The organism is Agromyces rhizosphaerae (genome assembly GCF_027925245.1).
Classification (GTDB): domain Bacteria; phylum Actinomycetota; class Actinomycetes; order Actinomycetales; family Microbacteriaceae; genus Agromyces; species Agromyces rhizosphaerae.
This window is the reverse complement of sequence record NZ_BSDP01000001.1, coordinates 1826269-1848805: the sequence shown is the minus strand read 5'-3', so window position 1 is coordinate 1848805 and position 22537 is coordinate 1826269. Positions and strand designations below refer to the sequence as shown.

23 protein-coding genes are annotated in these 22537 nt (G+C 72.1%); 9 read left to right on the top strand and 14 right to left on the bottom strand.

Annotated features, from left to right (window positions below; genetic code table 11):
- Positions 1–27: 27 nt before the first annotated feature.
- The 3 genes from QMG39_RS08700 to QMG39_RS08690 all read left to right on the top strand — a co-directional run bounded on the left by QMG39_RS08700 (position 28) and on the right by QMG39_RS08690 (position 2907).
- Positions 28–1686, top strand: a complete 1659-nt coding sequence (locus QMG39_RS08700; RefSeq protein WP_281884077.1) for an FAD-dependent oxidoreductase — start codon at positions 28–30, stop codon at positions 1684–1686.
- A complete protein-coding gene (locus QMG39_RS08695) occupies positions 1683–2015 on the top strand; it encodes a UBP-type zinc finger domain-containing protein (protein ID WP_281884075.1) in 333 nt (110 codons plus the stop codon). Before QMG39_RS08700 ends, QMG39_RS08695 begins: the two co-directional genes overlap by 4 nt.
- A 94-nt stretch (positions 2016–2109) precedes the next feature.
- Positions 2110–2907 carry an HAD-IIA family hydrolase gene (locus QMG39_RS08690; RefSeq protein ID WP_281884073.1) on the top strand — a complete coding sequence of 266 codons (798 nt, stop codon included), beginning with the start codon at positions 2110–2112 and terminating at the stop codon, positions 2905–2907.
- 10 nt (positions 2908–2917) lie between these two features.
- Here QMG39_RS08690 and QMG39_RS08685 read toward each other — a convergent pair whose 3' ends face one another.
- On the bottom strand, positions 2918–3853 hold the full coding sequence (locus tag QMG39_RS08685) for a nucleoside hydrolase (protein ID WP_281884071.1): 936 nt from the start codon (positions 3851–3853) through the stop codon (positions 2918–2920).
- Positions 3850–4794: a ribokinase gene (locus QMG39_RS08680; RefSeq protein WP_281884069.1), complete on the bottom strand. Its 945-nt coding sequence runs from the start codon at positions 4792–4794 to the stop codon at positions 3850–3852. The genes QMG39_RS08685 and QMG39_RS08680 overlap by 4 nt, the downstream gene beginning before the upstream one ends.
- 201 nt (positions 4795–4995) lie before the next feature.
- On the opposite strand from QMG39_RS08680, the gene QMG39_RS08675 reads away from it, so the two are divergent.
- The gene (locus QMG39_RS08675) at positions 4996–6528 is read left to right on the top strand and encodes a SulP family inorganic anion transporter (protein ID WP_281884067.1); all 1533 of its coding nucleotides are present in this window, start codon (positions 4996–4998) and stop codon (positions 6526–6528) included.
- 77 nt (positions 6529–6605) lie between these two features.
- Here the strand turns inward: QMG39_RS08675 and QMG39_RS08670 are convergent, their stop codons facing one another.
- From QMG39_RS08670 to QMG39_RS08660, 3 genes are all read right to left on the bottom strand, one after another.
- Positions 6606–8966, bottom strand: coding sequence for a hypothetical protein (locus QMG39_RS08670; protein ID WP_281884065.1), 2361 nt, complete (start codon positions 8964–8966; stop codon positions 6606–6608).
- Positions 8966–9514, bottom strand: coding sequence for an orotate phosphoribosyltransferase (pyrE, locus tag QMG39_RS08665; RefSeq protein WP_281884063.1), 549 nt, complete (start codon positions 9512–9514; stop codon positions 8966–8968). Before pyrE ends, QMG39_RS08670 begins: the two co-directional genes overlap by 1 nt.
- Positions 9515–9685: 171 nt before the next feature.
- Positions 9686–9808: a hypothetical protein gene (locus tag QMG39_RS08660; RefSeq protein WP_281884062.1), complete on the bottom strand. Its 123-nt coding sequence runs from the start codon at positions 9806–9808 to the stop codon at positions 9686–9688.
- 135 nt (positions 9809–9943) lie between these two features.
- Between QMG39_RS08660 and QMG39_RS08655 the strand changes: the two genes are divergently transcribed.
- Both QMG39_RS08655 and QMG39_RS08650 read left to right on the top strand, forming a co-directional pair.
- A complete protein-coding gene (locus QMG39_RS08655) occupies positions 9944–10861 on the top strand; it encodes a LysR family transcriptional regulator (protein WP_281884061.1) in 918 nt (305 codons plus the stop codon).
- 52 nt (positions 10862–10913) lie between these two features.
- Positions 10914–11705, top strand: coding sequence for an enoyl-CoA hydratase/isomerase family protein (locus QMG39_RS08650; RefSeq protein ID WP_281884060.1), 792 nt, complete (start codon positions 10914–10916; stop codon positions 11703–11705).
- A gap of 2 nt (positions 11706–11707) precedes the next feature.
- Here QMG39_RS08650 and QMG39_RS08645 read toward each other — a convergent pair whose 3' ends face one another.
- Positions 11708–12094 carry a hypothetical protein gene (locus QMG39_RS08645; RefSeq protein WP_281884058.1) on the bottom strand — a complete coding sequence of 129 codons (387 nt, stop codon included), beginning with the start codon at positions 12092–12094 and terminating at the stop codon, positions 11708–11710.
- Between the two features lie 252 nt (positions 12095–12346).
- Here QMG39_RS08645 and QMG39_RS08640 point away from each other — a divergent pair, with 252 nt between their 5' ends.
- The 3 genes from QMG39_RS08640 (at position 12347) to QMG39_RS08630 (ending at position 14023) form a co-directional block, all read left to right on the top strand.
- The gene (locus QMG39_RS08640) at positions 12347–12889 is read left to right on the top strand and encodes a helix-turn-helix domain-containing protein (RefSeq protein ID WP_281884056.1); all 543 of its coding nucleotides are present in this window, start codon (positions 12347–12349) and stop codon (positions 12887–12889) included.
- 12 nt (positions 12890–12901) lie between these two features.
- Positions 12902–13507: a PIN domain-containing protein gene (locus QMG39_RS08635; RefSeq protein WP_281884054.1), complete on the top strand. Its 606-nt coding sequence runs from the start codon at positions 12902–12904 to the stop codon at positions 13505–13507.
- A 105-nt stretch (positions 13508–13612) separates the two neighbouring features.
- Positions 13613–14023, top strand: coding sequence for an antitoxin HicB (locus tag QMG39_RS08630; protein ID WP_281884052.1), 411 nt, complete (start codon positions 13613–13615; stop codon positions 14021–14023).
- Here QMG39_RS08630 and QMG39_RS08625 read toward each other — a convergent pair.
- The 8 genes from QMG39_RS08625 to QMG39_RS08590 form a co-directional block, all read right to left on the bottom strand.
- On the bottom strand, positions 14020–14517 hold the full coding sequence (locus QMG39_RS08625) for a GNAT family N-acetyltransferase (protein ID WP_281884050.1): 498 nt from the start codon (positions 14515–14517) through the stop codon (positions 14020–14022). The two genes, QMG39_RS08630 and QMG39_RS08625, sit on opposite strands and share 4 nt — an antisense overlap.
- 44 nt (positions 14518–14561) lie before the next feature.
- Positions 14562–16097: a CoA-acylating methylmalonate-semialdehyde dehydrogenase gene (locus tag QMG39_RS08620; RefSeq protein WP_281884048.1), complete on the bottom strand. Its 1536-nt coding sequence runs from the start codon at positions 16095–16097 to the stop codon at positions 14562–14564.
- 36 nt (positions 16098–16133) lie between these two features.
- Complete coding sequence (locus QMG39_RS08615; RefSeq protein WP_281884046.1) at positions 16134–17462, bottom strand: aspartate aminotransferase family protein; 1329 nt, start codon at positions 17460–17462, stop codon at positions 16134–16136.
- Between the two features lie 145 nt (positions 17463–17607).
- Positions 17608–18759: an ABC transporter substrate-binding protein gene (locus tag QMG39_RS08610; RefSeq protein ID WP_281884044.1), complete on the bottom strand. Its 1152-nt coding sequence runs from the start codon at positions 18757–18759 to the stop codon at positions 17608–17610.
- A gap of 121 nt (positions 18760–18880) precedes the next feature.
- Positions 18881–19675, bottom strand: a complete 795-nt coding sequence (locus tag QMG39_RS08605; protein WP_281884043.1) for an ABC transporter permease — start codon at positions 19673–19675, stop codon at positions 18881–18883.
- Complete coding sequence (locus QMG39_RS08600) at positions 19672–20496, bottom strand: ABC transporter ATP-binding protein (protein ID WP_281884042.1); 825 nt, start codon at positions 20494–20496, stop codon at positions 19672–19674. Before QMG39_RS08600 ends, QMG39_RS08605 begins: the two co-directional genes overlap by 4 nt.
- Entirely contained in the window at positions 20493–21458 is a 966-nt protein-coding gene (locus tag QMG39_RS08595) for an ABC transporter permease (RefSeq protein WP_281884041.1), read from the bottom strand. Before QMG39_RS08595 ends, QMG39_RS08600 begins: the two co-directional genes overlap by 4 nt.
- The gene (locus QMG39_RS08590; protein ID WP_281884039.1) at positions 21455–22471 is read right to left on the bottom strand and encodes a TIGR03842 family LLM class F420-dependent oxidoreductase; all 1017 of its coding nucleotides are present in this window, start codon (positions 22469–22471) and stop codon (positions 21455–21457) included. The genes QMG39_RS08595 and QMG39_RS08590 overlap by 4 nt, the downstream gene beginning before the upstream one ends.
- Positions 22472–22537 lie beyond the last annotated feature (66 nt).

Genomic DNA, 22537 nt, shown 5'->3' with positions numbered 1-22537 from the left:
GCGCCCGACGTGATGCACGATGGGGGCATGGGAGCCGAGCACACGACGGCCATGCCCCAGCTGACGGACGCGCAGTGGGAGCGGCTGACCCGATACGGCGTCGCCGTGGAGACCGAGCCGGGTGAGGTGCTGTTCCACACCGGCGAGCGCTGGTACGACCTGGTGCTCGTCGAGCGCGGAGCCGTCGACGTCGTGCGCGACGCGCTGCCGTGGGCGGGCGAGGCGACGATCGCGACCGTGGGGCCGCGCGGGTTCGTCGGCGAGCTCGGGCTGCTCAACGGGCAGCGCGCGTTCCTGACCGCACGCGTCTCCGAGGCGGGCACGGTGCACCGCATCGACCACGCCGCGCTCACCCGCCTCATGGCGGAGGACGACGAGCTGTGCGACCTCATGCTGCGGGCGCTGTGGGCCAGGCGCGAGCAGCTGCGCTCGGGCCCCGCCGCATGGACGCTGAAGATCGTGGCATCCGACCGCACCGTCGAGGGCCACGCCCTGCGCCGGTACGTCGAGCGGCTCGAGCTCGTGCACACCTGGGTCGATCCCGACGACGTGCCGGCCGACTACCTGAACGTGCACCACCTCACTCCCGACGACCTGCCCATCGCGATCGTGCAGGGCGAGTACCTGCGCAACGCGACGCCCGGGCAGGTGGCCGAGCTGCTCGGCCTCGCGTACACGGCCGACGACGACGTCGCGGTCGACCTGGCCGTCGTCGGCGCGGGCCCCGCCGGGTTGGCCGCCGCGATCTACGGGGCATCCGAGGGCCTGCGCACCGTGCTGCTCGACTCGGTCGCGCCCGGCGGGCAGTCGGCGTCGACGTCGCGCATCGAGAACTACCTCGGCTTCCCGTTCGGCGTGAGCGGCGACGCGCTCACCGCGCAGGCGTCGCTGCAGGCGTTCAAGTTCGGCGTGCAGGTCGTCGCGCCGTGCGAGGGCGTGCGGCTCGAGCACGACGGCGGCCCGCTGCGGCTCGTGCTCGCGGACGGCACGACCGTCGACGCGCGTTCCGTGATCGTCGCGACCGGCGTCTCGTACCGCACGCTCGCCCTGCCCCGCTGGGCCGAGTTCGAGGGCGCGGGCATCTCGTACGCCGCCACGGCGCTCGAGATCCGTCAGGCCGCGGGGCGCGACGTGGTCGTCGTGGGCGGGGCGAACTCCGCCGGGCAGGCCGCGCTCGCGCTGGCGGCGAGCGGCTGCCGCGTGCACCTGGTCGTGCGCAACGACGACATCGGGGCGCGAATGTCGAGCTACCTCGTCGACCGCATCCGCGAGGACCCGCGCATCGAGGTGCGCACCGGCACCGAGGTCGGCGAGCTGTACGGCGAGGGCGCGATCGAGGGGGTCGGCCTCCGGGCGACGGGCGGGGCGGATGCCTCTGTGGAGCGCGTCGCCTGCAGCCAGCTGTTCTGCTTCATCGGCGCCGAGCCGTCGACCGGCTGGCTCGCCGACGTCGACCGCGACGACCACGGGTTCGTGCTCACCGGTGCCGACGTGCTCGGCCTCGGCGACGAGTGGCAGGCGATCGGCCGCATGCCACTGCCGTTCGAGACGTCGATCCCAGGGGTGTTCGCCGCGGGCGACGTGCGGCGCGGCTCGATGAAGCGCGTCGCGGCCGCCGTCGGCGAGGGCTCCAGCGCCGTGGCATCCGTGCACCGGGCGCTCGCGGCGATGGAGGTGCCGGCATGACCGAGCTCGCGCAGCCGCCGCAGGGCACCGTCTGCGCCTCCTGCATCGAGGCCGGCGGATGGTGGTGGCACCTGCGCCGCTGCGTCGCGTGCGGGCACATCGGATGCTGCGACTCGTCGCCCGCACGGCACGCGCGCGAGCACGCGGCGACCCACGGGCATCCGGTCATGACGACCTTCGAGCCCGACGAGGACTGGTTCTGGGACTTCGAGCTCGACGCGCCGGCCAGGCCCGTTCCGCTGTCGCCGCCGTTCTCGCGGCCCCTGGAGCAGGCGTGCCCCGGCCCGGCGGGCAACGTGCCGGACGACTGGGAGGAGCGGCTGAACTGACCCGGCCGAATCCGCCGCACGCTCGCGATCGGGGCACGGCGACCCCGTGGCATCCGTGCATGTCCCCCTCAGCCGGCAGCCCTAGTCTGATCACATGGGACGACGTGACGAGGTCGAGTGCTGGCTGACCGACATGGACGGCGTGCTCGTGCACGAGAACCACGCATTGCCCGGCGCGGCCGAGCTGCTGCAGCAGTGGCGTGACACCGGCACCCCCTTCCTGGTGCTGACGAACAACTCGATCTTCACGGCGCGCGACCTGTCGGCCCGCCTGCGGCGGTCGGGACTCGACGTTCCCGAGGAGTCGATCTGGACCTCGGCGCTCGCGACCGCCGACTTCCTGAAGCAGCAGCAGCCGGGCGGCACCGCGTTCGTGATCGGCGAGGCGGGCATCCTGACCGCGCTGCACGAGGCGGGCTACATCATGACCGAGTCGGACCCCGACTTCGTGGTCGTCGGCGAGACGCGCAACTACTCGTTCGACGCGATCACGAAGGCGATCCGCTTCATCGGCACGGGCTCGCGGTTCATCGTCACCAACCCGGACGCCACCGGCCCGAGCGCCGAGGGCCCGCTGCCCGCGACCGGCGCGATCGCCGCGATGATCACCAAGGCGACCGGGCGCGAGCCCTACGTGGTCGGCAAGCCGAACCCGATGATGTTCCGGTCGGCGCTGAATAAGATCGGCGCGCACTCGGAGAACACCGCGATGATCGGCGACCGCATGGACACCGACATCGTCGCGGGCATCGAGGCGGGGCTGCACACGATCCTCGTGATGACCGGCATCAGCGACCAGAGCGAGATCGACAAGTTCCCGTTCCGCCCGTCGGAGGTCATCGACGGGGTGCACGAGCTCGTCGCATCCGAGCCCGTCGAGACCGAGCTGTAGGAGCGCCCTCCTAGGCCAGGCGGGCGACCGCGTCGACGACGCCGTTCCAGAAGCGGGGCACGTCGATGTCGACCGCCACGTGGGCGTTCGGCTCGCGCGCGAGCATGCCGTCGAAGTCGACCACGGTCGCGCCGCTCGTCTCGGTGCCGGCGAGCTCGACGTCGAGTCGCGTGTGCACGGTCGTGATGCAGCCCGGGTCGGTGAGCACCGCCACCGCCACCGGGTCGTGCAGCGGCCCGTCGGGCAGGCCGAACACCTCGGCGTTGGTGTGGCAGAAGTAGTCGAGCAGTTCGTCGGCGAACCCGGCGGTGCGGTTGCCGACCGTGGCGATGCGCGCCTGCACCTCGCTCGTGACGAGCGCGCGGTGGGTGGTGTTCAGCCCCACCATCGTGAACTTCACGCCGCTGCCCAGCACGATCGCGACCGCGTCGGGGTCCACCCAGGCGTTGAACTCGGCGTAGGGCGTGACGTTGCCGCGCTCGGTGGACCCGCCCATCCAGACCACCTCGCGCACGCGGTCGACCAGCTCGGGGCGATCGCGCAGGAAGACGGCCACGTTCGTGAGCGGCCCGGTCGCGACGATCGCCACGGGCTCGGATGCCTCGGCCAGCACGTCGGCCATCAGCGTCGTCGCGTCGCGGTCGTCGAGCGGCACCGTCGGCTCGGGCAGCTCGGGGCCGCCGAGCCCGTTCGCCCCGTGGATCCACTCCGCCGTCTGCAGCACCTTCACGAGCGGGCCGGATGCCCCTGCCGCGACCGGCACCTCGACGCCCGCGACCGTGCACGCGATGCGCGCGTTCATCGACGTGAACTCGAGCGGCACGTTGCCCCCGACCGTCGTGATCGCGCGCAGGTCGACCGCGGGGCTCGCGGCGGCGAGCCAGAGCGCGAACACGTCGTCGTGCCCCGGGTCGCAGTCGAGGATCAGCGGGATCGGATCGGTCATGCGTCGTCCTCCATCGCCTGCAGGATCTCGTCGCGGCTCGCGTACGAGTCGGTCGTGCCTCGGCGCTGCACCGCGAGCCCGCCGGCCGCGACCGCTGCCACGACGGCCTCGTCGAGCTCGGCGCCGCCCGCGAGGAACGCGGCGAGCGTGCCGGTGAACCCGTCGCCGGCACCCGTCGTGTCGACGGCGTCGACCTCGGGGGCGGCACAGGCGACGGATACGCCGGGGGCGGCGCCCACCGCACCCTCGGCGCCGAGCGTGACGACCACCGAGCGCGCGACCCGGCCCACCGCGGCCTCGGCCGCGCCCCACCAGTCGTCGGCGGACCCGGCGCCCTCCGGCGCGATGCCCACCGACCGCGCCTCGTGCTCGTTCACCACGAGCGGGTCGCACTCGGCGAGTGCGCCGCGCGACACGTCGATCGGCGGCGCGAGGTTCAGCACGAAGCGCGTGCCGAACCGGGCGCACGCGGCCGCGAGCCGCTCGATGGTCGGCGCGGGCACCTCGCCCTGCGTCAGTACGAGGTCGGCGGCGGCGATGTCGTCGTGCCGCTCCACGACCAGCTCGGGCGTGAGGGCGGCGTTCGCGCCCGCGGTGATGACGATCGTGTTCTCGCCCGACGCGTCGACGGTGATCTGCGCGACGCCGGTCGGGGCGTCGGGCACCGCGGCGATCGAGGCGACGTCGAGCCCGTGGCGCGCGAGCTCGGCGAGGGCGAAGTCGCCGGAGGCATCCGCCCCCACCCTCGCGACCAGGCGCACCGCCGCACCCGACCGATGCGCCGCGACCGCCTGGTTCGTGCCCTTGCCGCCGAGCGCGGTCGCGAACCCCGTGCTCGCGAGCGTCTCGCCGGGCAGCGGGAAGCGGTCGACGTAGCTCGTCGAGTCGACGTTGAGCGAGCCGAAGACGACCACGGATCCGGCCCGAGCTGCAGCTGCCACGCGCACCCCTCCCTGCGCGCCAGCCTAACCGCGGGCCACGCCCGATCCGGGGAGCACCGAGGCGGGGAGCACGGAGGCGGTCGGGTATGGTGTCATGACCGGCGCGATCCGCCGGAGCCTCCCCCTTTTCGCCGAACAACCGGCTGTTCCCGCGTGCGCGATGGGGCGCACCGATCGTCACACGACCCTCGGAGCCCCCGAATGACCTCCAGCATCGCCACCGTCGACCGCGCCGCCGAGCGCGAGCGCTACCGCGCGCGCCCCTCCGTCATGGAGGCGCTGCGCTCGCCGCGGATCCTCACCAAGGAGGTGCTCGCGGGCCTCGTCGTCGCGCTCGCGCTCATCCCCGAGGCCATCTCGTTCTCGATCATCGCGGGCGTCGACCCGCGGGTCGGCCTGTTCTCGTCGTTCGTGATGGCGGTGTCGATCGCGTTCCTCGGCGGCCGGCCGGCCATGATCACCGCGGCCACGGGCGCGGTCGCGCTCGTCATCGCCCCGGTCGCCCGCGACTACGGCATGGAGTACTTCATCGCGACGGTGATCCTGGCGGGCATCTTCCAGCTCGTGCTCGGCGCGCTCGGCGTGGCCAAGCTCATGCGGTTCATCCCGCGCAGCGTCATGGTCGGGTTCGTCAACGCGCTCGCGATCCTCATCTTCATGGCGCAGCTGCCGCACCTCCTCGGCGTGCCGGCGCTGGTCTACCCGCTCGTCGCGGCGGGCATCATCATCATCGTGCTGCTGCCTCGGCTGACGAAGATCGTGCCGGCGCCGCTCGTGGCGATCGTGATCATCACCGGCATCGTGCTCGTCATGGGCTGGAGCGTGCCGAACGTCGCCGACCAGGGCGAGCTGCCGAAGAGCCTGCCCGAGCTGTTCATCCCGAACGTGCCGTTCACCTGGGAGACGTTCACGATCATCGCGCCGTTCGCGCTCGCGATGGCCCTCGTGGGCCTGCTCGAGTCGCTCATGACCGCGAAGCTCGTCGACGAGATCACCGACACCCACTCGCGCAAGACCCGCGAGTCGCTCGGCCAGGGCGCCGCGAACATCCTCTCGGGCCTCTTCGGCGGAATGGGCGGCTGCGCCATGATCGGCCAGACCATGATCAACGTGAAGGTCTCGGGGGCGCGCACGCGCATCTCGACGTTCCTCGCGGGCGTGTTCCTGCTGATCCTCGTGGTCGCCCTCGGCGACATCGTCGGGCTGATCCCGATGGCCGCGCTCGTCGCCGTCATGATCATGGTCTCGGTCGCGACCTTCGACTGGCACTCGATCCACCCGGCGACCCTGCGGCGGATGCCCCTGAGCGAGACGATCGTCATGGTCTCGACGGTCGCGATCGTCGTCGTCACGCACAATCTCGCGATCGGCGTCATCATCGGCGTGGTCATCGCGATGGTGCTGTTCGCGCGCCGCGTCGCGCACTTCACCTCGGTGGGCCGGAAGGTCGGCGAGGACGACGAGGGCGAGATCGTGCACTACACCGTGACCGGCGAGCTGTTCTTCGCCTCGTCGAACGACCTCACCACGCAGTTCGAGTACGCCGACGACCCGTCGCGCGTCGTCATCGACCTGTCGTCGTCGCACATCTGGGACGCGTCGACGGTCGCCGCGATCGACGCCATCGTGACGAAGTACGAGGCGCACGGGGCATCCGTCGAACTCGTCGGCCTCAACGACGCCAGCGTCAAGATGCGCGAGCGGCTCACGGGGCGCCTCGGCGCCGGGCACTGACGGGCGGATGCCGCGTGGCCGCGAGCCCCGGCATCGGGCCGCGCCACCGGGGCCGGCGTCTCAGCGCGTCGGCGCGATCAGCTCGGGCCGGGGCCCGCGATGCTGCCCGTGAGCGGCTCGCCGCCGGCGCGGTCGACGAAGCAGTAGTAGGCCCGCTGGCCCTCGTCCCACTGCTCGGCCGTGACCGGGAACGACGCCTGCACCTGCAGGTCGTCGATGTCGGCGACCGTCGCGAGGTCGACGAGTCCCGGCTCGGTGCAGCGCTCGCCCATCGAGGCGGCGAGTTCGGCCTCGCCGGGGAAGGGATCGCCGATCTCGCCGAGCGTGCCGCGGAACACGAGTTGCGCGGCGTGCGGGGTCGCGCAGTCGACGACCGTGAACTCCTCGGCCCAGGGCGAGTCGAACGGGTCGATGCACTCGGTGCCGAAGAGCGTGTCCCACGCGTGGGTGCCGGGCGCCTGCGCGGAGGCGGGGCCCGCGATGATCGTGGGCGTCGGCGTGGGGGTCGGCGTGGGCGTGGGCGTCGGGGTCGTGGCGGTCACGACGGTGCCGCCGAGCTGCGTGCCCAGGAAGAACAGCCCGATCAGCGCGATCGCCGCGACCAGGCCTCCGGCGATCCACAGCAGCGTGCGGGTCGAGCCGCCGCTTCCCGAGCCGCCGGCACCCGTGCCCTCGGGACCCCGCGACGACGGCGCCCCCGGCGGCGGTGCATCGTCGCCTGCGCGGGACAGCACGGCGGTCGGCGCGCCCGCGCCCTGGCCGCCCTGCGCGGCCATGAACCCGGCGAGGGGCAGCAGCCGGGTCGCGTTCTCCTCGTCGGCGGCGGTGGGCGGCATGCCGATGGGCGCGACGCCCGGCACGTGTGCGGTGTCGTCGGCGAACTCCGCGCGATCCCACGTGTGCGCCGGCGGGGCCGGCTCGTCGCCGAGGCCCCCGAACAGCTCGGCGAACGGGTCGCTGCGCTCGGCCGGCGGCGTCAACGGGGTCCCGCCGACGTCCTCGCCGAACGGGTCGGCGGTGAAGCCCTCGTGGCCCGGGCGCGCCTGCGACATGGAGGAGCCCGCCCGGGGCGCGTCCGCGGCGAACGGATCGCCCGAGTCGAACGGATCGGGCCGGCCGAACGGGTCCGGCATGTCGAACGCGCCGCCGGTCGTGCCGCCGCGGTCGTCGGGAGGCGTCGCGCCGGAGCCCATCAGGCTCCAGATGCCCTCGGAGGGAGCGGATGCACCCGCCGCGCCGGCACCGGCAGCTGCCGCGCCGAACGCGCTGCCCGCCGCCCAGGCCGACCCCGATGCGGTCGAGTCGCCCTGGTCGGACTCGGTGCCCCGGCTCGCCCCGGTCGCGCCGTCCGTGTCGGCGCTGCGGTCGTCGCCGGCCGCACCGGCGTCGTCGACGCCCGCGGTGTCGGGCCGTCGCCACGACGGCCTGCGCGGCGGCGCGAGGGGATCGGCGGCGTTCGGGTCGGGCTCGAGGTTCCACGCGAATGCGCTCGCACCCGCGGCGCCCCCGGCGGTCAGGGAGGCGAAGGGATCCGGCGCGGGGGGTTCGGTCCCGCCGCCGACCATGCCCGGCGGGTACACCGCCGTGTCATCGGGCTCGGGCTCCGGCTCGGGCTCGGGCTCGACCGGCAGCCGGGGGACCTCGCCGGTCTCCCGGCGACGGGCGACGGCGGTCGGGTGCTCCTCGTCGAAGATCGACCAGACGAGCCCGTCGTCCCCGGCCTCGGGCGCCTCCTCGGCCGGGCGTGCGAACGACGCACCCGGCTCGGCGGGCGGCGCGGCCGGAGGCGCGGGAGGTGCCACGGGAGGCACCGGAGGGCCCGGCGGCGGGGGCGGCACGGGCGGGGCGGCCGCCGCGGGCGGTGGAACGGGCGCCTGCGGTGGCGCCTGTTCGTCCTGCGGGATCATCGACCAGAGCGCCGCGCGCATGGCGTCGTCCAGGTCGTCGGGCGCATCGGCCTCGGGCTTCGCGGGCTCGGCCTCCGGGGCGGGCTCGGCCTTCGGGGCGGACTCGGCGACGGACGGAGCAGGCGGAGCGATCGGCGTTGCGGGCTCGGCGGCAGGCTCCGCGACGGGCGCCTCGGCAGGCGCATCAGGCTCCTCGGCGGGCGAATTGGACTCCTCCGCCGGCGCGGCCGGCGCCTCGGCCGGTTCCGGCGTCGAACCGCGGCGCTTCGGCGATGGTGCGACCGAGAACCAGTCGTCGACCTCCTCCGCGGCGGGCGGGGGCGGCGGCTCCCAGTCGATGCGGGCCTTCGGCTCCTCGGCCGCCGGCTCGTCCGGGGACTCGGCCGACCCAGGGGCATCCGTCGCCCCCTCGTCGCCGAACGCCTCCGCCTCGGGCTCGTCCGGCTCGGACGCGTCGCCGCCGAGCTGGCCCATCAGCCAGTCCGCACCCCCGGCGACGTCGTCCTCGTCGCGATCCCTGCCTGCTGCCATCAGGCGAGCCCCAGGTCGTCGAGTCCGATCGCGTAGCGGTAGAGGAAGCCCTCGTCCTCGATCACGGAGCGCGCCTCGGTGCCTCGGTCGACGACGACGGCCACGGCCGCGATCTCGGCGCCGACCTTCTTCAGGGCCTCGATCGCCTTGAGCGGCGAGCCGCCGGTCGTCGACGTGTCCTCCACCACGATCACGCGCTTGCCCTCGAGGTCGGGGCCCTCGACCTGGCGGCCACGGCCGTGGTCCTTGGGCTCCTTGCGCACGACGAACGCGTCGTACTCGGCGCCGCGCGCGGCGCCCTGGTGCAGGATCGCCGACGCGATCGGGTCGGCGCCCATGGTCATGCCGCCCACGGCGGCGACGTCGGGGATGTCGGCGATGAGATCGAGCATGACCTGCCCGATGAGCGGCGCGACGCGGTGGTCGAGGCTCACCTTGCGCAGGTCGACGTAGTACGAGGCCTTCTTGCCGCTGGTGAGCGTGAAGTCGCCGTGGAACACGGCCTCGGCCGTGATGTAGTCGATGAGCTGCTGGCGTGCGTCGGTCACGGCGTCCACTCTATTGGGCGTCGGCCGTACACCATACCCGGGGTGGCTCGGGCCGCCTGTGCACGACGCGCCGCCCCCGGGCGCGGGAACGACGAAGGCCGCCGGTGGGAGTCCCTGCCCACCCGGCGGCCGTCTGCAGGGCCCTGCTTCCCTGCTGCGAGGAGTCGCGCGTCAGATCGCGCGCGGGTACTCACGCTCGGGGGTACGGCCGTAGCCGTCACGTGCCGTCTCGACGACTGCCATGACGACAGCCGCACCGGCGGTGACTGCGAGCAGTGCGATGAGTGCGAACACGATGAATCCTTTCGACGGAAGATGACCGACGCCGGCTCGGGACCCTCGTGGTCGCGCCGGCGTCACGTCAATTGAACCGCGAATGACTCTTCAGCACAAGCTCACAATACTTCACTGTTTCTGTAGGCTGGCTACATGGATGTGCGACGCCTCGACCTGCTCCGCGAACTCGCCGAGCGCGGCAGCGTGACGGCGGTCGCCGAGGCGACGGGCCGCACGCCGTCGGCCGTCTCGCAGCAGCTCAAGGTGCTCGAGCGCGAGGCGGGCATGCCGCTCACCGAGCGCTCGGGTCGCGGGGTCGTGCTGACCAGCGCCGGGCACGCGCTCGCGCGGAGCGCTGCCGACGTCGCGGTCGCCCTCGAGCGCGCAGAGGCGCTGTGGGACGAGTTCCGCAACGACCCCGGCGGCGAGGTCACGCTCGTGACGTTCCCGACCGCCGGGCAGATGCTCCTGCCCCACGTGCTCACCGAGCTGGCCGCGATCGACGACCTGGTGCTGCACTGCAGCGACCTCGACCCGGGGCTCGACGAGTTCCCCGACCTCACCAACGACCACGACATCGTGCTCGCCCACACCATGCCCGGCCTGCTGTCGTGGGGCGGTCGCGGGCTCACGGCGGTCGAGCTCATGCACGAGCCGCTCGACGTCGGACTGCCCGCCGACCATCGCCTCGCCGGGCGGTCGTACGTGACCGCGGCCGACGTCGCCGACGAGCTCTGGCTCGGCGTGCCGCCCGGGCTGCCGTTCGAGCGCGTGCTGCACGAGATCGAGCAGCAGGCCGGGCACCGCGTGCGCATCGGGCAGCGCTTCAGCGACCTGCGCGTCATCGAGGCGTTCATCGCCGCCGGCCACGGGGTCGCGCTCGTGCCGCGCTTCACCTCGGGCAACGCCTCGCCCGACGTCGTGCTGAAGCCGCTGCGCGGCATCGCCGCCGAACGCACGATCGTGGCGCTCATGCGGCCCGACGTCGCCGAGCGACTCGCGGTGCGCACGGTCGTCGACGCGCTCGTGCGCCGCGCCGCGCAGGTGCAGGCCGAGCACGCCGCCGCGTGAGGCGACGCGTGACCGACCGCCCGGTCGGATTCACGGGCTAGACTCCCTCGTCATGAGCGACGACGCGATCCTGTTCGACGTGACCGACGGGCTCGCCCGCATCACCCTGAACCGCCCCGACCGCCTGAACGCCGTCGACCCCGAGGCGATCGCGGGCTGGCGCGCCGCCGCCGAGGCCGTCTCGACGCGCGACGACATCGGTGCGGTGCTGCTGGATGCCACGGGCCGCGCGTTCTGCGCGGGCGGCGACGTGCGCGCAATGTCGGAGCTCTCCGCGAACGACCCCACCGGCGGCGAGGCGACGGTGAAGGGCCTCGCCGACGACATCCACGAAGGGCATCGGATGCTCCGCGAGTCCGCCGTGCCGATCGTCGCGGCCGTGCAGGGTGTCGTGGTCGGCGGCGGGCTCGGGTTCATGCTCGTGGCCGATGTCATCGTGGCATCCGATCGCGCCACCTTCGGCAGCCGCTACGCCGACATGGGCCTCACGCCCGACTGCGGGGTGAGCACGCTGCTGCCCGAGGCGGTCGGCATGCGACGCGCGCTCGAGCTCACGCTCTCGGACCGCATGCTCACCGCGGCCGAGGCGTACGAGTGGGGCCTCGTGGCCGAGGTCGTCGCGCCCGACGAGCTCGATGCGCGGGCGCGGGCGATCGCCGAGGTGTGGCTGTCGGGCGCGACCGGCGCCTACGGCCAGGCGAAGCGCCTGTTGCACGCGGGCGGCACCCGCTCGTTCCGGGACTCGCTCGACGACGAGGCGCGTACGATCGGCGCCGCGTTCGCCGCGCCTGAGGCGCAGCGTCGCGTGGCGGCGTTCGCCGCGGCATCCGCTCGGGGCGCCTGACCCTAGTCGAGCGGGGCCTCGTCGGGCACCGCTCGCCACGAGTCGAGTCCGGCGATGAGGAACTCGCCGATGACGCGCTCGCCGTCCCGGTCGTAGACCGGCACGTACCGATCGTGGGAGTTCGCCTCCTGCCACGCGAGCGCCTGCTCCGGGCTCGTGAAGGTCTCGGCCGCGGCGGAGCCGTTCGCGTCGTCGAGCTCCGCCTTCTGCACGTAGCCCTCGATGCCGTTCGTGGCCATCACGAGGATGAGGTCTGGCTCCGCGCCGGGAGCTGGTGCGTCGGCGGCGGACCCGTAGGTCTGCCCGTTCGCGTTTCGCGGATACTCCGGCGCGGGCATCCGTTCGGTCGCGATGCCCGGCGAACTGGAGACGCCCCCTGGTGCCGCCAACGTCGGAACCATCGCCAACGCGGCACAGGCACCCAGGCCGACTGCGGCGACCAATCCCACCGCGGCAGATGCGAGCCCGATGGTGCGACGCTTCATGGCACGGCCTCCTCGCAGCGGTCGCCGCCAACCTACCGGGCGCGCCAATCCGCTTCCACTAGCTCTCCACACAGCAGTGCCTGACCAAGGTCTCGACCATCTGACTATCCGCAAGAGACGAAGTGTGTTACGTTTCTTGCGTTAAGGGGAGATCAGATGACGAACGCCGCTTCCGCACTCGCGCCGGAGACGTACGAAGCTGCCGACGACGACGGCATCGCTCGCGTTCATGATTTCCTCGCTGCCCACGAGACCACGGGGCGCAACGCGCCCGTACCGCGCTATCTCCTCGCCGGTGCCGAGCCAGGCGACCAGGTGGAACTCCCAGAGGAGGTCTTTTCGGTGCTCCGGCAGGTCGTCGAGGCGATGCAACGCGGGCTGTCGGTGACCATCTCACCGGTGGCGCAGACGTTGACGACGCAGCAGGCAGCCGAGCTGCTCGGGGTGAGCCGGCCGACGCTGATCAAGTTCCTCGACGAAGGGAGGATCCCGTTCGAGCGTGTCGGCAGCCATCGCAGGATCACCCTGAGCGACCTGCTCGAGTTCCGCAGGTTCCGGCGGGAACAGCAGTATGCCGCCCTGAGCGTGCTCTCCGACGAGCTCGATGAGGATGCTCCGGTCGACGAGGTCCTCGGGGAGCTCAAGGCGGCCCGTCGAGCCGTTGCGGCCCAGCGTCGGGGCGGTGTGGGTACCCGCTGACATCGTCGAGGTGTGTTCACCGCCCTCCTCGACACGAGCGTCCTCTGGCCGAGCCTTCAGCGGGACTTCCTGCTCTCACTTGCGATCGAACAGATCTATCGGCCGATCTGGAGCAGTGCCATCCTCGCCGAGCTCGAGTACCACGAGGCCCGGAAGCTTCGCGATCGCCACGGCATCGAGACCGAGCAGTCGGAACGCCGCGCCGCGCGTCTCGTCAGCACGATGCGATCCGCCTTCGTCGACGCCGAGATCACCGGGTGGGAGGCGCTCGAAGGCACCTATGGACTCCCCGATCCCGACGACGAACACGTCGTTGCGGCGGCGCACCTCGGAGGCGCAGCCGTCATCGTCACCTCGAACCTGCGGGACTTCCCCGCGAGTCGACTCCCGAGCGGCATGGGCGCCATGCCGCCGCACCAATTCGCCCTGGATGCGACGCAGATCAGCCCGCATCGCGCGTTGACCGCTGTGGCCGAGATCGCCGCGAGGAGCGGGCGCTCCGGGCCTCGCTCCTCAACCGAGGTCGTGATCCACCGCCTCGAAGACAAGTACGGGATGACGGAGGCAATGACCCTCGTCCGGGAGGCCGCACGAAGGAGGTCGAGCCTCGGAAGCTAATTGTCGCCGTCTTGGACGATCGTTGATCGGCGATGACGGGGTCTATCAGGTACCCCTTTACGGACACATCAAGTGGGCCTAGAGTTCGCGAAGGAGGATGGATTGATGTCGCAGCGAAAGGCGTACCGAGCCAATGCGCGCCGCGACGGGCGCTGGTGGCTCGTGGAGGTCCCCGAGCTCGACACCGTGGGCCAGGCGCGCAACACCGCCGAGGTCGAGGAGGTCGCCCGCGAGGTCATCGCGCTCTGGCTCGACGTGGAGCCGGACGCATTCGATGTCGCCGTGACCTTCGAGATTCCGGAGAACGCCCGTGAGGCGTGGGAGGAGTCGCGACGGCGCGAAGCGACCGCGCGCACCGAGAGCGAGGCGGCGGCTCAGCTCGCACGCCGCGCAGTAGCGACGCTCCGAGCTGACGGGCTGACCTACCGCGATGCCGGAGCCGTGCTCGGGCTCTCGGCGCAGCGCGTGCAACAACTCGCCGCGTCGGGGGCGACGAGGGCGAACAACCCGTCCTAGGAGACGGGGAGCACCCGCCGCATCTGCAGCTCGGGCCCGATCGAGCTGGTGAATTCCACGCCGGTGGACGCGAAGCCGCAGCGCCGGTAGGCCGCCTGCGCGCGCAGGTTGTCGACGTGCACGTCGAGCGTGAGCGCCGCGAGACCCCGCGACGCCGCCCACGATGCGGCGGCGTCGAGCAGGGCGTCGATGGTGCCGGCCGCGCGATGCGATGGCCGCAGGTAGACGCCGAGCACATCCGCCCGCCGCTCCTCGACGCGATGCCCGAGGTGATCGGTCGCGCCCGCCTCCCAGATGAGCACGGTCGCCGAGCCGAGCAGCCCGTCGGGCGACGCGGCGACGAACTGCGCCACCCAGTCGGCCGACCCGGCCGTCGCCGCGCGGTCGCGCCAGAACGCGTCGTCGCGCGCGAGTTCCTCCTCCCGGGTGGAGAGGAACGCGACCGCCGCGTCGGGGTCGGAGACCGCCTCGACGCGGAGGTCGCGCACCTGCATCCATTCGTCGGCCAGAACCCGACGAACGACGACGCCCCCACCCATCAGTCGTGCTGCGGGAAGCCCAGGTTCAGCCCGCCGTGGCTCGGGTCGAGCCAGCGCGACGTGACGGCCTTCTCGCGCGTGAAGAACTCCACGCCGTGCGGGCCGTACGCCTTGGCGTCGCCGAACAACGACGCCTTCCAGCCGCCGAACGAGTGGTACGCCACCGGCACCGGGATCGGCACGTTCACGCCGACCATCCCGACCTGCACCTCGCGCTGGAAGCGCCGGGCGGCGCCGCCGTCGTTCGTGAAGATCGCCGTGCCGTTGCCGTACGGCACGCGCTCGATGAGCTCCATGCCCTCCTCGTAGCCCTCGACCCGCACGACCGACAGCACCGGCCCGAAGATCTCGTCGGTGTAGACCGTCGACGAGGTCGGCACCTTGTCGATGAGGGTCGGCCCGAGCCAGAAGCCGTCGGATGCCCCGTCGAACGTCGCCTCGCGCCCGTCGACCACGACGGTGGCGCCGTCAGCGGCGGCCACGTCGAGGTAGCCCGACACCTTGTCGCGGTGCGCGGAGGTGATGAGCGGGCCCATGTCGCAGCCGCGTCGGCCGTCGCCGGTGGTCAGGCGCGACATCCGCTCGGTGATCTTGCCCACCAGCTCGTCGGCGATCGAGTCGACCGCCATCACGACGCTGATCGCCATGCACCGCTCGCCCGCCGAGCCGAAGCCCGCGTTCACGGCCGAGTCGGCCACGAGGTCGAGGTCGGCGTCGGGCAGCACGAGCATGTGGTTCTTGGCCCCGCCGAGCGCCTGCACGCGCTTGCCGTGCGCGGTCGCGGTCTCGTAGACGTACCGCGCGATCGGCGTCGAGCCGACGAACGAGATCGAGGCGACGTGCTCGTGCGTGAGCAGCGCGTCGACGGCCTCCTTGTCGCCGTGCACGACGTTGAACACGCCGTCGGGCAGGCCTGCCTCCTTCAGCAGTGCGGCCATCCAGTTCGCCGCCGTCGGGTCCTTCTCGCTGGGCTTCAGCACGACCGTGTTGCCGGCCGCGATCGCGAGCGGGAAGAACCAGAGCGGCACCATCGCCGGGAAGTTGAACGGGCTGATGATGCCCACCACGCCGAGCGGCTGCTTCAGCGAGTACACGTCGACGCCGGTCGACACGTTGTCGCTGAACTCGCCCTTCAGCAGGTGGCCGAGGCCGCACGCGAACTCGACGACCTCGAGCCCGCGGGCGATCTCGCCGCCGGCATCCGACAGCACCTTGCCGTGCTCGGCCGTGAGGATCTCGGCGAGCTCGCCGCGGCGCGCGTTCAGCAGCTCGCGGAAGGCGAACATGATGCCCTGGCGCTTCGCGACCGACACCTCGCTCCAGCTCGCGAACGCGGTGCGCGCGACCTGCACGGCCGTGTCGACGTCGCTCGCCGACCCGTAGCGCACCTCCTTCTGCACGACGCCCAGCGCGGGGTCGTACACCGGCCCGGTGCGCGAACCTTCGCCGGCGACCTCGTGCCCGTCGATCCAGTGGCCCATCACCGTGGCACCCGTCGGCACCTGCGCCTGCGGGGTCATCGTCGTCTCCGTCATGATTCCCTCTCCCTTACCGTGCCGTCGGTCGCCCGCTCAGCCGAGCAGGTCGAGCCCCAGCACCTCGTCGTAGATGTCCATCGCCTGCCCCACCTCGTCGTCGGTGACGACGCACGGCGGCACGACGTGGATGCGGTTCTCCGCGGTGAACGCGAGCAGCCCGCGCGCGGCGAGCTCGCCCTTCGCCCGGGCGACGACCGCGGGCGCCACGGGCTCGCGCGTCGCCCGGTCGGCCACGAGCTCCATCGCCCAGAACACGCCCTCGCCGCGCACCTCGCCGATGATCTCGTGCTTCTCGGCGAGCGCCTCGAGCCCGGGCCCGATCGCCTCGGCGCCCACGCGCCGGGCGTTGTCGACGATGCCCTCCGACTCCATCGCGTCGAGCGCGGCGACGATGGAGGCGGCGGCGAGCGGATGCCCCGAGTAGGTCAGCCCGCCCGGGAACACCTTCGCATCGAAGTCCGCCGCGATCTCCTCGGCGATGAGCACGCCGCCGACCGGCACGTAGCCCGAGTTCACGCCCTTCGCGAAGGTGATGAGGTCGGGCTCGACGTCGTACCCGTCGAACGCGAACCAGCGCCCGGTGCGCCCGAACCCGGCCATGACCTCGTCGAGGATCAGCACGATGCCGTGCTGCGTCGCAAGCTCGCGCACCCCTGCCAGGTACCCGGGCGGCGGCAGCATGATGCCGGCGGTGCCCGGAATCGTCTCGAGCAGGATCGCCGCGATCGACGACGGCCCCTCGCTCTCGATCACGCGCCGCAGGTGCTGCAGCGCGCGCTCCGACTCCTCCTCGGGCGTCGTCGCCCAGAACTCGGAGCGGTACAGGTACGGCCCGAAGAAGTGCACGTGCCCGCGGGCGTACTCGTTCGGGATGCGGCGCCAGTCGCCCGTCGCGACGACGGCGGCGCCGGTGTTGCCGTGATACGAGCGGTACGTCGAGAGCACCTTGTCGCGCCCGGTGTGCAGGCGCGCCATGCGCACGGCGTTCTCGTTCGCATCCGCCCCGCCGTTGGTGAAGAACACCTTGTGGAACCGGCGCGGCGCTCGCGCCGTGATGCGCTTGGCCGCCTCGCCGCGCGCGAGGTTCACGATGGGCGGGCCGATGGTCGACAGCAGCGACGCCTGCTCGCGGATCGCGGACACGACCGACGGATGCTGGTGCCCGATGTTCACGTTGACGAGCTGGCTCGAGAAGTCGAGGTACTCGTCGCCCCCGTGCGTCCAGACCTTCGTGCCCTTGCCGCCGGCGATGGTGAGCTGCGGCGGCGAGCCCTGCGCGGACCACGAGTGGAACACGTGGGCGTGGTCGAGCTCGCGGGCGAGCTCGTCGAGATCGGGGTTCGGTGCGGCGGTGTCGGTCATGGGTTCCCCCTCGTGCGGCGCGGTGCGGTCTGGTGGTGGTGCCGGGCGGATGCCACGCTGGCGCGGACCCGCCCGGCACGGCGACGGCCGGACGCCGCGAGCGGGGTCTCCGCCCGTGGCATCCGGCCGCCGGTGGTGCGCATGGCTAGTTGCCGCCCTCCAGGAGCTCCACCTCGATCGGCGAGAACGACTCACCGGTCGTGTCGACCTCGTCACCGAGCTCGGCGATGGCCTGCTCGATGTACTGGTTCGACCAGGCGGTCGCGGGCGGCTCGGTCGTGATGGGGCTGGCCCCGACCTCGTTGACGGCGCTCAGCGCGCCCTCGACGGTCTGGTCCCAGGCCGCCTCGTCGATGACACCGATGCCCGCGGGCGCCGGCCAGATGAGCTTGTTGGTCTCGTTGACCATCCAGAGCTCGTGGCTCGGACCCCAGCCGGAACCGGCGGCGATGGTGATCGACGACGCCTCCTCGGGGTTGTCGCGCACGAACGCCCAGCCCTTGATGACGGCCTTCAGGAAGCTGATCGTCATCTCCTCGTACTCGGCGTCGGACTCGAGGCGCTCGGTGTCGGCCCAGATCGCGTCCTGCAGCATGGCGCCGACGGTGTCCTGGTAGCTGATGACGTTGAAGTCGTCGGCCGTGTACAGCTCGCCCGTGTCGGGGTTCGGCGTCTCGAGCAGCTGCGCGTACTCGTTGTAGGTCATCGCCTGGGCCGCGTCGATGTCGCCCTGCAGGAAGGCGTTCATGTTGAAGTCCTGGGTGATGATCTCGACGGTCGACGAGTCGAGGCCCTCGGCGGCCATGGCCGCGAAGATCTCCCACTCGTTGCCGAAGCCCCACGAGCCGATCTTCTTGCCCTCGAAGTCCGCCACCGACGAGATGTCGGAGTCGGCCCACGACACCTGCAGGGTGCCCGAGCGCTGGAAGATCTGCGCGATGTTGGTGAGGTTGGCGCCGGCCTCGATCGAGCCGAGCACCTTCGGCACCCACGCGATCGCGTAGTCGACGTCGCCGTTGGCGAGGGCGTCCTGGGGCACGATGTCGCCGCCGGACGGGATGATCTCGACCTCCAGGCCCTCCTCCTCGAAGTAGCCGTTCTCGACCGCTGCGAAGTAGCCGGCGAACTGGCCCTGCGGGAGCCACTGGAGCTGGAGCTTCACCTCGGTGAGCTCGTCGCCGCCCGCGTCCGACCCGGTGTCTCCGGAGTCGTCAGACGAGGAACAGGCTGCGAGGACGAGCGCCGCCGAGAGGGCGAACGCTCCGGCCGCGATTCCGCGGCGAGTGCTGTGCTTCATGTCAGTCCTTTCGAGTGCTCGGTGCGTGCTGGTGGTGCAGGTCGCCTCCGGGTGCGAGGGCGTCCGTCCGGTACGCCTCGCGTACCGGGTCCGGGTGCCGCGATGCCGGCGGCGGCGCGCGTCATCGCGCACCTCCGGCCGGGATGCGGCGCAGCACGAGGCGCTCGATGCCGAGCGTCACGAGGTAGAAGAGCAGGCCGAGGGCGATGGATGCCACGACGTACGCCCACGCGCGGGCGTAGGCGCTCGAGGCGGCCGACGTCGAGATGAGCCCGCCGAGGCCGCCGCGCGGGCCGCCGAAGTACTCGGCGACGAGCGCGGAGATCACCGCGAGGGACGAGGCGATGCGGATGCCCGTGAGCACGAACGGCAACGCGGTCGGCAGCGTCACGGTGCGGAAGACCTGGCTGCCACTCGCGGCGTAGGCGCGCATGAGGTCGCGATGCACGGGCAGGGTCTGCCGGAACCCGCGCAGGGTGTTGATGAACACGGGCACGAACGACGCGAGCGCGGCGATGGCCTGCCGGCCGAACTGGCTGTCGGCGCCGAACATCGAGTTGAGCACGGGCGCGAGTGCGACGATCGGGATCACGGCGAGCGCCGCGACGATCGGTGCGGACATGTCGTCGACCGCGCGCCAGCGCGCGGCGAGCGCCGCGAGGCCGACGCCGAGCACGGTGCCGACGACGAGGCCGATCAGGGCGTTGGTGCCGGTGATGACCGTGGCCGACACGATCGAGGGCCAGAACGCGACGAGCTCCTCGACGATCGACGCCGGGCTCGGCAGCAGGTAGTCGCTGACGCCGACGACGGTGACGAGGAACTGCCAGACGCCCAGCACGAGGAGCCCGACCGTGACCGGCGCGACGATGCGCACCGTCGTCTCGGCGCGCGGGCTCAGCGTGGCGAGGGTCATCGGGTCTCGACCCCCCGGGCGGTCGAGGCGGCGGTGCCGCCGTGCAGCGCCTCGCGCACCGCGGTGACGTGCTCGAAGAAGACCGACTCCTCGCGGAGGTGGTCGTCGCGCGCGGCATCCGCCCCCACCTGGATCGGCACGATCTCCTGGATGCGCCCCGGGCGCGGGCTCATCACGACCACCCGGTCGGACAGGAACACGGCCTCGGGAATCGAGTGCGTGACGAACACGACCGCGGCACCGGTCTCGGCGCAGATGCGCACGAGGTCGGTCTGCATCTTCTCGCGGGTCATCTCGTCGAGCGCGCCGAACGGCTCGTCCATCAGCAGGATGCCGGGCTTCTCGGCGAGCGACCGGGCGATCGCGACGCGCTGCTGCATGCCGCCCGAGAGCTGGTCGGGGTAGCGGTCGGCGAAGTCGGAGAGGCCGACCATCTCGAGCAGGTCGGCCACGCGCTCACGACGGGCCGCACCCGACGGGCCGTGCAGCTCGAGCGGCAGCGACACGTTCGCGGCGACCGTGCGCCACGGCAGCAGGCCGGCCTGCTGGAACGCGATGCCGTACGCCTGGTCCTTGCGCGCCTGCGCGGCGGACGTGCCGTTCACCTCGACCGTGCCGGCGGTGGGCTCGTCGAGGTCGGCGATGAGGCGCATGAGCGTCGACTTGCCGCACCCCGAGGGCCCGATGAGCGAGACGAACTCGCCCGCCGCCACCTCGAGGTCGATGCCCTGCAGGGCGTGCACGACGCCCGACCGGGTCTCGAACGTCTTGTCGACCCCGGTGACCCGCACGGCTGCGGTCGTCGTCGGTGCGGTGCTCATGCGGTGACCTCCACGCGGCGGTAGTTCTGCAGGATGACGCCGAGCAGCGCGATCGAGCCCGCGGCGACGAGGCCGAGCACGATGGCGCCGAAGATCGGGGCCCACGCCTTCGCGGGGTCGCCCGACGCCTGCCCGGCGAACTGGATGAGGAGGCGGCCGATGCCGCCCTGCAGGCCCGTCGACACCTCGGCCACGACCGCGCCGATCACGGCGTTCGCGGCGCCCAGGCGCAGGGCCGGAAGCAGGTAGGGCACGGATGCCGGGAAGCGCAGCCGGAACAGGGTCTGCCAGTAGCCCGCGGCGTACGTCTTCATGAGCTCGGTGTGGATGCGGTCGGGCGACTGCAGGCCCTTCAGCGCCCCCACGGCGATGGGGAAGAACGCGAGGTAGCTGGCGATGAGCGCGACCGACATCCAGTCCTGCCACTCGAACGCGCCGATCTCGACGCGCGAGCCCCAGCTGCGCACGACCGGCGCGAACGCGATGAGCGGCACGGTCTGGCTGACGATGATCCACGGCAGCAGGCCCCACTCGGCGAGCCGCCAGCGCTGCATCACGAGCGCGAGGCCGATGCCGACGATGACGCCGACGAGCCAGCCGGCGGCGGCGATGCCGAGGGTGACGAGCGCAGCGAGCGCGATCTCGAGCCACAGCACGTTCGCGCCCGGCGCGCGGGTGACGGGCTCGCCGAGGCGGGCGAGCATGTCCCACACGTGCGGCATGGCCAGGTCGGTCGTGCGCGGCAGCACGCGCGTCTCGCCGATCACGACCCCGTCGGCCGGGGCCAGCCACTTGTACAGCTCCCAGATCACCGCGACGAGCAGGACGCCGGCGACGCCCCAGACCCAGCGGGCGGCCTGGCGGCCGCCGCGACGGCGACGCGCGCCCGGCGCGGGCGCGCGGTCGGGTGCGGAGGCCGCCTGGGCGGCATCCGTCGTCTGTTCCTGCAGGGTTCCCGTCATTCCTTGGCCAGGACGAGGTCGGAGAGCGCGGGGATCACGGTCTCGCCGTAGACCCGCAGCGTCTCCTCCTTGTTGTCGTGCTGGAGGTAGCCGGCGAAGTGGTCGACGCCGATCGCCTTGAGCTCCTCGAGCTTCGCGATGTGGTCCTCGGCGGTGCCGAGCAGGCAGAACCGGTCGACGATCTCGTCGGGCACGAAGTCGACGTGGTCGTTGTCGGCCTTGCCGTGCGTGTTGTAGTCGTAGCCCGTGCGTCCCGCGATGTAGTCGGTCAGCGCCTTCGGCACGTCGCCGTCGGTGCCGTACTTGGTCACGATGTCGGCCACGTGGTTGCCGACCATGCCGCCGAACCAGCGACACTGCTCGCGCATGTGCTCCCAGTCGTCGCCGACGTAGAACGGCGCCGCGACGCAGAACGTGATGCTGTCGGGGTCGCGGCCCGCGGCCTCGGCGGCCTCGCGCACGGTGCGGATCATCCACTTCGCGATGTCGACGTCGGCGAGCTGCAGGATGAACCCGTCGCCCACCTCGCCCGTGAGCTTCAGCGCCATCGGCCCGTATGCGGCGACCCACACCTCGAGCTCGGAGCCGACCGACCACGGGAAGCGGATCTTCGAGCCCTTGTACTCGACCTCGCGCGAGTTGCCGAGCTCGCGGATCACGTGGATCGACTCGCGCAGCTCCCGCATGGTGACGGGCTTGCCGTTGGTCACGCGCACCGCCGAGTCGCCGCGGCCGATGCCGCAGATCGTGCGGTTGCCGTACATCTCGTTGAGCGTCGCGAAGGTCGACGCGGTGACGGTCCAGTCGCGCGTGGCCGGGTTCGTCACGAACGGGCCGACCTTCATGCGCTTGGTCTCGGCGAGGATCTGCGAGTGGATGACGTACGGCTCCTGCCAGAGCAGGTGCGAGTCGAAGGTCCACGCGGTGCTGAAGCCGTGCACCTCGGCGAGCTGCGAGAGCTGCACGACGCGCGACGAGGGCGGGTTGGTCTGGAGGACGACTCCGAAGTCCATGATGCGTTCCTTCCTGAGCGGGTGGTGCGAGGGCGGATGCCCCTGGGCCGGCGTTGCGCCCGGGGC